We start from the raw sequence: 12,124 nt of genomic DNA on the forward strand, positions 1-12,124 counted from the left end.
TCGTTGGGCCATCGGCCCGAGGATGCAATGCGCCCTACGCGCCCCGCCAAAAACACGAACGCCACGGAACTCATGTTTCGTGGCGCTTTCGTTTCTACTGCATGAATCCGCAGCGTCGAATCGACTTACGCAGCGGCGATCGCCTCACGCGCGGCAGCCAGAGCGGCACCCGCAGCGTCCGGGCCCATGTTCAGGCCTTCGGCGTAAATAAAGGTCAGGTCGGTCATGCCGAGGAAACCCAGGAAGCTCTTCAGGTAAGGCGTCTGGCTATCATGCGGGGTGCCCAGGTACTTGCCGCCGCGCGCCGAAACCACGTACACCTTCTTACCCGTGATCAGACCTTCCGCGCCGTTAGCGCCGTATTTAAACGTCACGCCAGCGCGCGCGATGAAGTCGAAATACGTCTTGAGTTGCGACGAGATGCCGAAGTTGTACATCGGTGCGCCAATCACGACGATATCGGCGGCTTGCAGTTCGGCGATCAGCGCATCACTACGCGCAGCGATCGCAGCCTGTTCCGGCGAGCGTTGATCGGCCGGCGTGAAGAACGCGCCGAGGACGGCGTCGTCCAGATGCGGCAGCGGTTCGGCTTGCAGGTTACGGACGACGACTTGCGCGCCCGGGTTCGATTGTTCCAGCTTGGCGGTCAGTTCGTTGACGAGCAAGGTCGAATTTGCGCCTTGCGAGCGGGCTGCCGAATTGATTTGCAGGATCGTGGTCATGGTGGACTCCAGTGGGGAGCGCAGGGTCTGCGCGAGTGGAGCCATTGTGTTTTTTTACCGATCCGGGAAAAAGCCACCGGAGGGCGACGGATCGTTGCACTGGTAGAACAATCCGCCGCGCTCGCCACGCTTACATTCCGGTTAACTGGCCAGCCAGCGCTCGCGCGCCTTGCGCGCCGCCGCCCGCTTGTCGCCGACGGACAGCTTGTAGCGCGCCACTTCCGGACCGTCCAGCTTAACCTGCACGCTGCGTAATTCATCGCGGCGGAACGCGTGAATTTCGACCGTCGTCCCCGGTTGATAACGCAACAGCAGCGCATCGAGGTTGCCGCCGTTCACGCGCAGACCGTCGAGCGCGATCAGCACATCGCCCGCCGACAGGCCCGCCTTCTGCGCGGCGCTGCCTTCGTGCACCGCGGCCAGCGTGCAATCCGCGCCGCCGCGCACGCGTGCGCCGAGTGTCGGCTTGCCGCTGCGGTCCAGTTCGGGGGCGAGCGTGACGCCGAACGGCGTCAGCAGCGTGTCGAGCGGCAGATCGCGCGTGCCGTTGACGGCCTCGGCGAACAGCTCGCCCAAGTGCACGCCGGTCGCTTCGGTGAAAAGTGCCTCGATCTCGCCGGCCTCCACGCCCACTGGCTTGCCCTGGTAGAAATCGCGTCCGAATCGTTGCCACAGCAGACGCATTACGTCGTCGAGCGATTTGCGATGGCCGGTTTGCGCGCGAATCGTCAGATCGAAAGCCAGCGCGACGAGCGAGCCCTTCGTGTAATAGCTGACGATCGCGTTCGCCGCGTTTTCGTCCTGCCGATAATATTTGACCCACGAGTCGAACGAACTCTCGGCCACCGTCTGCTTCAGGCGGCCGCTGCCGCGCTGCACGCCGCCGACCACCTTGCCCAGCAAACCGAAATAGTCGTCCGCTGAAATCAACCCGGTACGCACGAGAATCAGGTCGTCGTAATAGGACGTGAAGCCTTCGAACAGCCACAGCAGCGACGTGTAGTTTTCCACGTTCAGGTCGTACGGCGCGAACGCGGCCGGTTTGATGCGCTTCACGTTCCACGTGTGGAAGTACTCGTGGCTGCACAGGCCGAGGTAGGTCCGGTAGCCATCGGTCATCGCGCTGCGGCCCTGCACCGGCAGATCGCCGCGATTGCAGATCAAAGCGGTGGACGCCCGATGTTCGAGACCGCCGTAACCATCGGTGACGGCCTGCGTCATGAACACATAACGGTCCATCGGCGCCTTCTTCGACTTCGGCTCGAACAGCGCGATCTGCGCTTCGCAAATGCGCTTCAGGTCCGCGCTCAGGCGCGCCATGTCCAGTCCGATCACGCGGCCGGCGATCACGATGTCGTGCGGCACGCCGTGCGCCTTGAACGTCGCCAGCGCGAATTCACCGAGCGTGACGGGATGATCGACCAGTTCGTCGTAGTTCTGCGCGCGGTATTCGCCGAAACCGTAGCGCTTCGTGCCGCGCGCTTCCGGCAACGCGGTCGCGACCCGCCAGGTGCGATACGCCGCGCCTGCCGGCTTCTGGATATCCACCACGCACGGCGCTTCCTCATGCCCGAGCGGCGACAGGAACACGCTCGTGCCGTTAAAGAAACCGGTGGTGTCGTCCAGATGCGCGGCCCGCACCGACAGATCCCACGCGTACACCTCGTAGCGCAGCGTCAAAGCGCCTTTTACCGGCGCGGCCTGCCAGGTGTGCTTGTCGATCTTGTCGACGCGCACCTTGCGGCCCGCGTCGTTGAGCGCGCGCAGCGTGACGATGTTGCGTGCGAACTCGCGCACCATGTAGCTGCCGGGAATCCACACCGGCAGCATGAAGCGCTGGCCGGCAGGATCGGGATCGGCGACGGTCACGGTGACTTCGAACAGATGGGCGGCGGGTTGCTTCGGAACGATGGTGTAGCGGATCGGCTTCATCGGCGGAGGATAGGGATAACGGGTGAGTGGCGGCGGAAGGGGCGACGCTGAATGTGAAAGGAGGCGCACGACGCGCCTCCGTTTTCGACCTGTCCAGCGTGCTCAGTGCACGGAGGACATTTCCTTGTCCAGCTGATCGGCCGGCACGGCGCCGGGCAGACGGCGGCCGTCGGCGAGGAACACCGTGGGCGTGCCGTCGACGTTCATCGAGCGGCCCAGCGCCAGGTTCTTGTCGATTGCGGCGGTGTCGCAGGTGCCGGCGGCGGTCGGCGCCTGATGATTCTGCATCCACGATTCCCATGCCTTGCCGCGGTCGGCGGAGCACCAGATGGACTTCGACTTGAGCGTGGAGTCCGGCGACAACACCGGATACAGGAAGGTGTAGACGGTGACGTTGTCGATCGACTTCAGCGAAGTTTCGAGTTGCTTGCAGTACGGGCAGTTCGGGTCGGAGAACACGGCGATCTTGCGCGAGCCGTTGCCCTTGACCACCTTCACTGCATTCGCAAACGGCAGGCTGGCGAAATCGATACGATTGGTTTCCGACAGGCGCGCCTGCGTCAGATTCTTGCGGGTCTTCGACTCGACCATGTCGCCGAGCAGCAGATAGTCGCCGTTGGCGTCGCTATAGACGATCTGCGTGCCGAGGTTCACTTCGTACACCCCGGCAATCGGCGTCTTCGCCACGCTCTTGATGGCGACGTCGCCCAGGCGGGTTTGCAGCGTGGCCTTGAGTTTGTCGGTCGTCTGGTCGGCCTGGGCGGAGCAGCCCATCGCGAATGCGGCAACGGCGAGCGCACCGGCTGCCATGCGGAAGATCTTTTTCATGCTGAATTCCTGGTTCATCGCGCGGGGCGCGCGTTCCTGACGTTTTTGACGCTTGTGACGTTGTGACGTTTTCTGACGTTCTTGGCCGATGCATCCGGCCGGGAAAGTCTCCATCCGTTCATGATACCTGTCTCGCCGATCCCGACTGGCCAGGCCGGCGTCTCAACCCAGCGCGGCCGACACCAGCCAGCGCTTGACGAACGGCTGCGCGCCGACCAACGCCATGCCCGTATTGCGGATGACTTTGGCCAGCGGGCCGGGCGTCGCGAACAGCTTTTGCAGACCATCGGTCGCGATCATCAGCGCGCGGATGTCTTCGCGGCGCGCACGCTCGTAGCGACGCAGCAGCACCGTATCGCCGAGATCGCGGAACGACTCCTTGGCGGCGAGCGTATCGGCCAGCGCCGCCACATCGCGCAGACCGAGGTTCATGCCCTGCCCGGCGAGCGGATGGATCAGATGCGCGGCGTCGCCGACCAGCGCGACGTTCGGCGCCACCAGCCTGTCGACCGTTTGCAGCGCCAGCGGGAAACCCTGCGCGGGCGTCACGCATTCCAGCGCGCCGAACCGGCCGCCGGTCACGCGTTCCACTTCGGCGGCCAGTTGTGCCGGATCGAGCGCGAGCAACGCCTCGGCGTGCTCGGTGCGTGCCGACCAGACCAGCGACACGTGACCGTCCGGCATGGGCAGCAGCGCGACGATCTCGCCGTCCTTGAACCATTGGAACGCGGTTTCGCCATGCGGCTTTTCCGCTTTGAAATTGGCGACCACGCCGGTTTGCCGGTAGTCGCGCCGGTTCGTCTTCGAACCGATCTGCGCGCGCACCCACGAATGCGCGCCGTCCGCGCCGACCACCAGATCGGCGGCCAGCACGTTGCCGTTCGCCAGACCGACGCTCGCGCCTTCCACGCCAAAGTCGAGCGCCTGGGCGCGGGTATCGATCCAGCTGAGATTCGGCTGGAACCGCAACGCGGCATCCAGCGCACGCTCGATGACCGCCGACTCGACGATCCACGCCAGTTGCGGCACTGAAGCCTGAAATGCGGAAAAGTGGAGTTCGGCATGCGCATCGCCGAACACGCGCATGTCGTAGACGGGGCCGAGGCGGGACAGATCGAGTGCCTGCCAGACCCGCAAGCGCTCCAGCAGGGCCTGCGAACTCGATGACAGCGCATACACGCGGGAATCGAAAAGCGCGTTGGCGGCAGGAGCCGCGCAAGGTTGCGCTAGCAGCGCCACGCGCAAGCCGCCCTGGGTCAGCGCCAGCGCCGCGGTCTTGCCGACGAGGCCGCCGCCGATGACCGCGGCGTCGAAGGTCTGGTGGTGTGCATTCATGCGCGCATTATAGCCGCCGGGTTTGCCGGGGGACGGACCACGGCGCACGGGTGATCGCGCTCAGGCGGTGAGATCGGGCCAGCGCGGAAGCCGCCGCCCGGGCCGCCCGTTTCGGGCCGGGTCCCGCCAGGAAATTCAGCCGGGCGCGGCGGGACGCCGATCCGGACGGGTTACAATTGCGCCTTCCGTGACACAACTCGCCCGGAATCGTCGAGGCTCCGCCCGATCCGGTGTCCTGTCCCGCTCCGCTGGTTTCCCCCGCAGGTCAAACGCGCGGGCTTCCCGATCCCGCACACAGCGTCGAGCGCATCACGCAACTTACTGATTCACTGAAGGATTCCCATGAGTCTCAAATGCGGCATCGTCGGCCTGCCTAACGTCGGCAAGTCCACTCTGTTCAATGCGCTGACCAAGGCGGGCATTGCCGCCGAAAATTATCCGTTCTGCACCATCGAGCCGAACGTCGGCATCGTCGAAGTGCCGGACGCGCGTCTGAAGGCACTCGCCGACATCGTCAAGCCGGAGCGCATCCTGCCGGCAGTCGTGGAATTCGTGGACATCGCCGGCCTCGTGGCCGGCGCCAGCAAGGGTGAAGGGCTGGGCAACCAGTTCCTCGCGAACATCCGCGAAACCGATGCCATCACGCACGTAGTGCGCTGCTTCGAAGACGACAACGTGATTCACGTCGCGAACAAGGTCGACCCGCTGTCGGATATCGAAGTGATCAACACCGAACTCGCGCTCGCCGACCTCGCCACGGTCGAAAAAGCGCTCGCGCGTTATTCGAAGGCCGCCAAGTCGGGCAACGACAAGGAAGCGATCAAAAACGCCGCCGTGCTGGAAAAGGTCCGCGCGCAGCTCGATCAGGCCAAGCCGGTCCGCGCGCTCGACCTCTCGGATGAAGAGAAGGCGACGCTCAAGCCGTTCTGCCTGATTACCGCAAAGCCGACCATGTACGTGGCCAACGTGAAGGACGACGGTTTCGAGAACAACCCGCATCTGGACGCCGTGACGAAGTTCGCGGCTGCGGAGAACGCGCCGGTGGTCGCCGTGTGCGCCGCGATCGAAGCGGAAATCGCCGATCTCGAAGAAGCCGACATGGAAGTGTTCCTCGCCGACATGGGGATGGAAGAGCCGGGCCTGAACCGGGTGATCCGCGCGGCGTTCAAGCTGCTGGGTCTGCAAACGTATTTCACGGCGGGTGTGAAGGAAGTGCGCGCGTGGACCATTCATATCGGCGACACGGCGCCGCAGGCGGCCGGTGCGATTCACACCGACTTCGAGCGCGGCTTCATTCGCGCGCAGACCATCGCGTTCAACGACTTCGTTACTTATAAGGGCGAACAGGGTGCGAAGGAAGCCGGGAAAATGCGGGCGGAAGGGAAGGAATACGTTGTGCATGACGGCGATGTGATGAACTTTTTGTTCAACGTTTAAGCTCGAGCGCAGACAGCGCAGCGCATTTCTCCGCGCCGCCCGCCATCAATAAAGCCCGCGCGATTGCGGGCTTTTTTGCTTTTATCGCGCGACGGTTTTCTCCAGGTCCTCGCATCGCAACCCAACCGCCATCCCATCGCGCACCGCTACCATATTCAACGGCGAATCCGCCAGCACCGCGTCGATCCCCATGCACGCCGCCTTGCGGTAATCGTCCGCATCGTTCACACCGATCGCGACGATCCGCACATCCGGCTCGTGCCGGAAGCACGCTACCGTCGCCGGTGTCCACAACGTCGCCCGCACCTCCGAGCGCCCTTCTCCGAGCGTGAATTTCTCGACGACAGCCAGCGCGCGATGCATCTCGAACGCGACCGATGTATGCGACGCCGGCGCATCCACGCAACCTTCGTTCAGCAGCACGCGCGCCAGACGCAGGCGCGTGGCATCGCGCGACTCGTACAGATGCGCCTGCGGATAAATACCGAAGCTCTGCTGATACTGCGCATCGGTCGAATAGATCGTCACGCGCGACCAGGCGTTTTCCTCGCTCAGAACTTGCGCCACCGCCTGGGTCTGCGGCTCCGCCGGCATCGCCTTCATGTCGAGGACGATCGGCATGTGAGCCGGAATCTCACGCAACGCATCGCGCAGCGTCGGAATGCCCACCGGCTGCGCGCGATACGGATAACCTGCGTCGCGCTCGAAGGTCCAGCCCGCATTCATGCGTGCGAGTTGCGCCGCGGTGTACGCGGACACCGGCCCTTCCGCATCGGTGAGCGCCGCCAGGTCGGCCGGACGATACAACACCGGCACGCCGTCCTCGCTCAATTGAACCGACAGCCACATCGCATCCGCGCGATGCGCGACCGACTCGCGGATCGCGACGAGTGTGTTCTCGGGCGCGTCGCCGGTACCGCCGCGATGCGCGATGATCTTCGGCAACGTCGCAACGGTCCGCGCGCCGGGACCCGGCATGACACTCGCGGAAGGCGTCACCGAGCAACCCGTCAGCACGACACCGAACAACACCCCCACCAGACCAACCCGTACCGAACCAAGCATGATGAATCCCGTTTGCTGAACTTTATCCATAGCGCACTCGTGCCGCGCCCTTGCCGCACGAAGCACGACGCACGAAGCACCCGCAGCGCCCCGCCTCTGCGCCCGCATCATGACCTAGCGCTCGCCGCGCGTGCCCGCTAGGCGCGCGCCGCTTGACCTGGCGCAAACCCTGCCCTCGTCCCCCAATGTTTCCGTTCGATGACAGCCGATGTTAAATTGCGGCATTCGTCGCGCCCAGCACGGGCGCGCTGTCCGGCGCACGACACCGGACTGTCATCGAACCCAAATAGAGTCGCGCGATTACGATCCGCGTCCATTCCGATCAGGAGACACCTCGATGCGTTGCAAGCCGTTATTCCGTTCGCTCACTCTCGCCGCCGTACTCAGCCTGGGCATCGGCCAGGCCGCTCACGCCGCCACGGAAATCCAGTTCTGGCACGGCATGGAAGCCGCGCTCGGCGAACGCCTGAACGACATCGCCAACGCGTACAACGCATCGCAAAGCGACTACAAAATCGTGCCGGTATTCAAAGGCACCTACGACCAGACACTGGCCGCCGGCATCGCCGCTTATCGCAGCGGCAATGCACCGGCCATTCTGCAGGTCTATGAAGTCGGCACCGCGACCATGATGCAGGCGAAGAAAGCGGTGCTCCCCGTGTCGGACGTCTTCAGGCAGGCGGGCGTGCCGCTCGACGAGAAGGCGTTCGTGCCGACCATCGCCAGCTATTACAGCGACGCCAGAACTGGCGAACTGATTTCGATGCCGTTCAACAGTTCCACACCAGTGCTGTACTACAACAAGGACGCGTTCAAAAAAGCCGGGCTCGATCCGAACCAGCCGCCCAGAACCTGGGCCGAACTGCAGATCGACGCGCAAAAGCTGAAAGCGTCCGGCATGGCATGCGGCTATTCGTCGGGCTGGCAAAGCTGGATTCAGCTGGAGAACTACAGCGCGTGGCACGGCGCGCCGTTTGCCACGAAGAACAATGGCTTCGACGGCGCGGACGCCCAGCTCGAATTCAACAAGCCGTTGCAGGTCGCGCACATCCAGTTCCTGCAGAACATGCAGAAGGAAGGCACGTTCACCTATGTCGGGCGCAAGGACGAGCCGGTGTCGAAGTTCTATAGCGGCGACTGCGGCATCATCACGAACTCGTCGGGGTCGCTCGCCACCATCCGGAAGTATGCGAAGTTCAGCTTCGGCACGGGGATGATGCCGTACGACGCCAGCGTGAAAGGTGCGCCCCAGAACGCGATTATCGGCGGCGCCAGTCTGTGGGTGCTGGCGGGCAAGGACCCTGCCGTCTACAAAGGCGTCGCGAAGTTTCTCGCGTATCTGTCCTCCGCGCCGGTCGCGGCGAAGTGGCATCAGGACACGGGCTATCTGCCGGTCACCACGGCCGCTTACCAGTTGACGCAGCAACAGGGCTTCTACGAGAAGAACCCGGGTAGCGATACAGCAATCAAGCAGATGCTCAACAAACCGCCGCTGCCGTACACGAAGGGCTTGCGTCTGGGCAATATGCCGCAGATCCGCACGGTGATCGACGAGGAACTGGAACAGGTCTGGGCACAGAAGAAAACGCCGCAACAGGCGCTCGACGCGTCCGTCGCGCGCGGCAACGACCTGCTGCGCCGCTTCGAAAAAGCCGGCAATTAAGCGCGGGGACTCAGACCAGCACCAGCGAACTCGAGGAATCCCCGATGGAAAAGCGCGTCAGCTTCGGTACCAGCCTGCTGCCCTACCTGCTAGTGGCGCCACAGCTGGCGATCACGCTGCTGTTCTTCATCTGGCCGGCAGGCGTTGCCTTGTGGCAATCCACGCAAAGTCAGGACGCGTTCGGCACATCGAGCGAATTCGTCGGGCTGGCCAATTTCAAGCAGCTTTTTGCCGATCCGCTGTACCTCTCGTCATTCAACACGACGCTGATTTTCTGCGCGCTCGTCGCCGTGTCGGGACTGGTCATCTCGCTGCTGCTGGCGGTCTGCGCCGATCGTGTGACGCGCGGTGCGCGGACCTATCAAACCCTGCTGATCTGGCCATACGCGGTCGCGCCGGCTATCGCCGCGGTGCTGTGGTCGTTTCTGTTCAACCCGAGCATTGGGCTCGTCACTTACGCGCTGGCGAAATACGGAATCGTGTGGAATCACGCGCTCAATGCGGGACAAGCGATGTTCCTGGTGGTGCTGGCTTCGGTGTGGAAACAGGTCAGCTATAACTTCCTGTTTTTCTATGCCGGTTTGCAGGCGATTCCGCGCTCGCTGATCGAAGCGGCCGCCATCGACGGCGCCGGTCCGGTGCGACGCTTCTTCGGTATCGCCCTGCCGCTGCTGTCGCCCACCAGCTTCTTCCTGCTGGTGATCAACATCACCTACGCGTTCTTCGACACCTTCCCGGTCATCGACGCCGCGACCGGCGGCGGTCCGGCGCAATCCACCCGCACGCTCATCTACAAAATTTTCGCGGAAGGCTTTCAGGGGCTCGACATCGGCAGTTCGGGCGCACAGTCGGTCGTGCTGATGGTCATCGTGATTGCGCTGACCGTCGTGCAATTCCGCTTCATCGAACGCCGGGTTCAATACTCATGATCGAGAACCGTCGCGGCTTCGACCTGTTCTGCCATGCCGTGCTGATACTGGGCGTCGTGCTGGTGGTGTTTCCCGTGTATGTCGCGTTCTGCGCGGCGACCATGAGCGAGCACGAGGTGTTCAGCGTGCCGCTGTCGCTGGTGCCGGGCACCCACCTGTTCGAGAACGTCGCGACCGTCTGGTCGCACGGCAGCGGCAATGCAGCGGCGCCGTTCGGCCGCATGCTGTTCAACAGCCTCGTCATGGCGCTGGTCATTTCGATCGGCAAGATCGCAGTGTCGATGATCTCCGCGTACGCAATCGTGTTCTTCCGCTTTCCGTTTCGCAATCTGTCGTTCTGGCTGATCTTCATCACGCTGATGCTGCCCGTCGAAGTGCGCATCTTTCCGACCGTGCAAGTGGTGTCGTCGATGCATCTGAGCAATACGTACAGCGGCCTCACCTTGCCGCTGATCGCGTCGGCCACCGCCACGTTCCTGTTTCGCCAGTTCTTCATGACGCTGCCGGACGAACTGCTGGAAGCGGCGCGCATCGACGGCGCCGGGGCGATGCGTTTCTTCTGGGACGTGGTGTTGCCGCTGTCGAAAACGAACATGGCGGCGCTGTTCGTGATCACCTTCATCTACGGCTGGAACCAGTATCTCTGGCCGATTCTGATTACCAGCCAGCAGTCGCTGACCACGGCGGTGGTCGGCATCAAAAGCATGATCGCGTCCGGCGATACGGCGACCGAGTGGCATCTGGTGATGACCGGAACGCTGCTCGCCATGCTGCCGCCGCTGATCGTCGTGCTGGCGATGCAGCGCTGGTTCGTGCGCGGTCTGGTGGACGCGGAAAAATAAGCGGGCGCCGCGCCCGACGCGGCAGGCAACGTAAGGCAAAAACGGCATGGCTGCACTGACTCTGCAAGGCGTGAAGAAAACCTACGACGGCAAACAGTTCGTGCTGCACGGTATCGACGTCGACGTCGCCGACGGCGAATTCGTCGTGATGGTCGGCCCATCGGGTTGCGGCAAGTCGACCTTGCTGCGGATGGTCGCCGGACTCGAGCGCATTTCCGAGGGCACGATTTCGATTGCCGGCAAGGTAGTGAACAAGCTCGAACCGAAAGATCGCAACATCGCGATGGTGTTCCAGAACTACGCGTTGTATCCGCACATGAGCGTCGCCGAGAACATGGGTTACGCGCTGAAAATCGCGGGCGTGGAACGCGCGCAGATTACGAAGCGAGTCGCCGCCGCGGCGCAGATTCTCGAACTCGACGCGCTGCTGCAGCGCAAGCCGCGCGAACTCTCGGGCGGCCAGCGGCAGCGGGTCGCAATGGGCCGCGCGATCGTGCGTGAGCCTGCCGTGTTTCTGTTCGACGAACCGCTGTCCAATCTCGATGCGCGTCTACGCGTGCAGATGCGGCTGGAAATCCAGCGCCTGCATGCACGGCTCGCCACCACCAGCCTCTACGTGACGCACGATCAGATCGAGGCGATGACGCTCGCGCAACGCGTGATCGTGATGAACAAAGGACACGCGGAGCAGATCGGCGCGCCGACCGATGTGTACGAGAAGCCGGCGACGGTGTTCGTCGCGAGCTTCATCGGCTCGCCGGGGATGAATCTGCTGGAAGGCCGCGTGTCGGACGACGGTGCGGCGTTCGAAGTGGCCGGCAACGGACCGCGCCTGCCGCTCGTCGGGGTGCCGGCGATCGGTCGCGAAGTCGCACGCGGACGGGAGTGGACGCTCGGCATCCGGCCGGAGCATATGACGCCGGGTCAGGGGGCTCAGTCGGTTCAGTCGACGATGGCCACGCTGCCGGTGGACTCCTGCGAGTTGCTCGGCGCGGACAATCTCGCGCACGGTCGCTGGGGCCGGCACGACGTGACCGTCCGGCTGCCGCATACGCAGCGCCCCGCCGCAGGCGAAGCGTTACCGGTGGCGCTGCCCGCACAACATCTGCATTTCTTCGATCCGTCGAGCGGACGGCGGGTGAACTGAGCCGAACCGTGCGCACCGGCGCGTGCACATAGGCGGATGGCGTTGCCCCCTGCCGTCGCCCCCACCCGCCGAAGTACAATGCCACCTGAACCGGCCGTGCGCGCAGGGTCATCGCGGAGACCATCGCCGCGCCTGCTGCCGCGCCGGCCGGCGCCGGACGCGTCGCCCGGTCCCAGCACCGCTTACTCCATCCACCCACGAGCGCCCGCCCCATGCGGCCGGCG

Annotated in this window: 10 protein-coding genes; 5 read left to right on the forward strand and 5 right to left on the reverse strand. The window is 63.9% G+C overall.

Annotated elements, in window-relative coordinates; genetic code table 11:
• Window positions 1-125: 125 nt before the first annotated feature.
• The 4 genes from FQ746_RS13995 to FQ746_RS14010 all read right to left on the reverse strand — a co-directional run bounded on the left by FQ746_RS13995 (window position 126) and on the right by FQ746_RS14010 (window position 4,817).
• Window positions 126-722, reverse strand: a complete 597-nt coding sequence (locus tag FQ746_RS13995) for an FMN-dependent NADH-azoreductase (protein ID WP_144109986.1) — start codon at window positions 720-722, stop codon at window positions 126-128.
• 141 nt (window positions 723-863) lie between these two features.
• Window positions 864-2,654, reverse strand: coding sequence for a M61 family metallopeptidase (locus FQ746_RS14000; protein ID WP_144109987.1), 1,791 nt, complete (start codon window positions 2,652-2,654; stop codon window positions 864-866).
• A gap of 102 nt (window positions 2,655-2,756) precedes the next feature.
• Entirely contained in the window at window positions 2,757-3,482 is a 726-nt protein-coding gene (locus tag FQ746_RS14005) for a DsbC family protein (protein ID WP_144109988.1), read from the reverse strand.
• A gap of 162 nt (window positions 3,483-3,644) precedes the next feature.
• Entirely contained in the window at window positions 3,645-4,817 is a 1,173-nt protein-coding gene (locus tag FQ746_RS14010) for a UbiH/UbiF family hydroxylase (RefSeq protein ID WP_144109989.1), read from the reverse strand.
• Window positions 4,818-5,159: 342 nt separating this feature from the next.
• Here FQ746_RS14010 and ychF point away from each other — a divergent pair, with 342 nt between their 5' ends.
• Window positions 5,160-6,254, forward strand: a complete 1,095-nt coding sequence (gene ychF, locus FQ746_RS14015; protein ID WP_144109990.1) for a redox-regulated ATPase YchF — start codon at window positions 5,160-5,162, stop codon at window positions 6,252-6,254.
• A gap of 81 nt (window positions 6,255-6,335) precedes the next feature.
• Here the strand turns inward: ychF and FQ746_RS14020 are convergent, their stop codons facing one another.
• Window positions 6,336-7,319, reverse strand: a complete 984-nt coding sequence (locus FQ746_RS14020; protein WP_409932399.1) for a glycerophosphodiester phosphodiesterase family protein — start codon at window positions 7,317-7,319, stop codon at window positions 6,336-6,338.
• Between the two features lie 337 nt (window positions 7,320-7,656).
• On the opposite strand from FQ746_RS14020, the gene ugpB reads away from it, so the two are divergent.
• Genes ugpB through FQ746_RS14040 form a run of 4 tightly spaced genes read left to right on the forward strand, consistent with a single transcriptional unit; the run spans window position 7,657 to window position 11,900 of the window.
• Window positions 7,657-8,982 (forward strand): sn-glycerol-3-phosphate ABC transporter substrate-binding protein UgpB, encoded by a 1,326-nt coding sequence (ugpB, locus tag FQ746_RS14025; RefSeq protein WP_144109991.1) that lies wholly within the window; start codon window positions 7,657-7,659, stop codon window positions 8,980-8,982.
• 44 nt (window positions 8,983-9,026) lie between these two features.
• Window positions 9,027-9,911: a sn-glycerol-3-phosphate ABC transporter permease UgpA gene (ugpA, locus tag FQ746_RS14030; RefSeq protein WP_144109992.1), complete on the forward strand. Its 885-nt coding sequence runs from the start codon at window positions 9,027-9,029 to the stop codon at window positions 9,909-9,911.
• Window positions 9,908-10,753: a sn-glycerol-3-phosphate ABC transporter permease UgpE gene (gene ugpE / locus FQ746_RS14035; protein ID WP_144109993.1), complete on the forward strand. Its 846-nt coding sequence runs from the start codon at window positions 9,908-9,910 to the stop codon at window positions 10,751-10,753. The genes ugpA and ugpE overlap by 4 nt, the downstream gene beginning before the upstream one ends.
• Window positions 10,754-10,799: 46 nt before the next feature.
• A complete protein-coding gene (locus FQ746_RS14040) occupies window positions 10,800-11,900 on the forward strand; it encodes a sn-glycerol-3-phosphate import ATP-binding protein UgpC (RefSeq protein WP_144109994.1) in 1,101 nt (366 codons plus the stop codon).
• Window positions 11,901-12,124 lie beyond the last annotated feature (224 nt).

The sequence above is a fragment of the Paraburkholderia sp. BCC1886 genome (assembly GCF_900996245.1).
In the GTDB taxonomy this organism is placed as follows: Bacteria; Pseudomonadota; Gammaproteobacteria; order Burkholderiales; family Burkholderiaceae; genus Paraburkholderia.

What these genes read in the sequence shown, in the direction of transcription:
- FQ746_RS14040 (WP_144109994.1), top strand. Translation starts at nt 10,800, where the DNA reads ATGGCTGCACTGACTCTGCAAGGCGTGAAGAAAACCTACGACGGCAAA.
- ugpE (WP_144109993.1), top strand. Translation starts at nt 9,908, where the DNA reads ATGATCGAGAACCGTCGCGGCTTCGACCTGTTCTGCCATGCCGTGCTG.
- FQ746_RS14010 (WP_144109989.1), bottom strand. Translation starts at nt 4,817, where the DNA reads ATGAATGCACACCACCAGACCTTCGACGCCGCGGTCATCGGCGGCGGC.
- ugpB (WP_144109991.1), top strand. Translation starts at nt 7,657, where the DNA reads ATGCGTTGCAAGCCGTTATTCCGTTCGCTCACTCTCGCCGCCGTACTC.
- ychF (WP_144109990.1), top strand. Translation starts at nt 5,160, where the DNA reads ATGAGTCTCAAATGCGGCATCGTCGGCCTGCCTAACGTCGGCAAGTCC.
- FQ746_RS13995 (WP_144109986.1), bottom strand. Translation starts at nt 722, where the DNA reads ATGACCACGATCCTGCAAATCAATTCGGCAGCCCGCTCGCAAGGCGCA.
- FQ746_RS14000 (WP_144109987.1), bottom strand. Translation starts at nt 2,654, where the DNA reads ATGAAGCCGATCCGCTACACCATCGTTCCGAAGCAACCCGCCGCCCAT.
- FQ746_RS14005 (WP_144109988.1), bottom strand. Translation starts at nt 3,482, where the DNA reads ATGAAAAAGATCTTCCGCATGGCAGCCGGTGCGCTCGCCGTTGCCGCA.
- ugpA (WP_144109992.1), top strand. Translation starts at nt 9,027, where the DNA reads ATGGAAAAGCGCGTCAGCTTCGGTACCAGCCTGCTGCCCTACCTGCTA.
- FQ746_RS14020 (WP_409932399.1), bottom strand. Translation starts at nt 7,319, where the DNA reads ATGCTTGGTTCGGTACGGGTTGGTCTGGTGGGGGTGTTGTTCGGTGTC.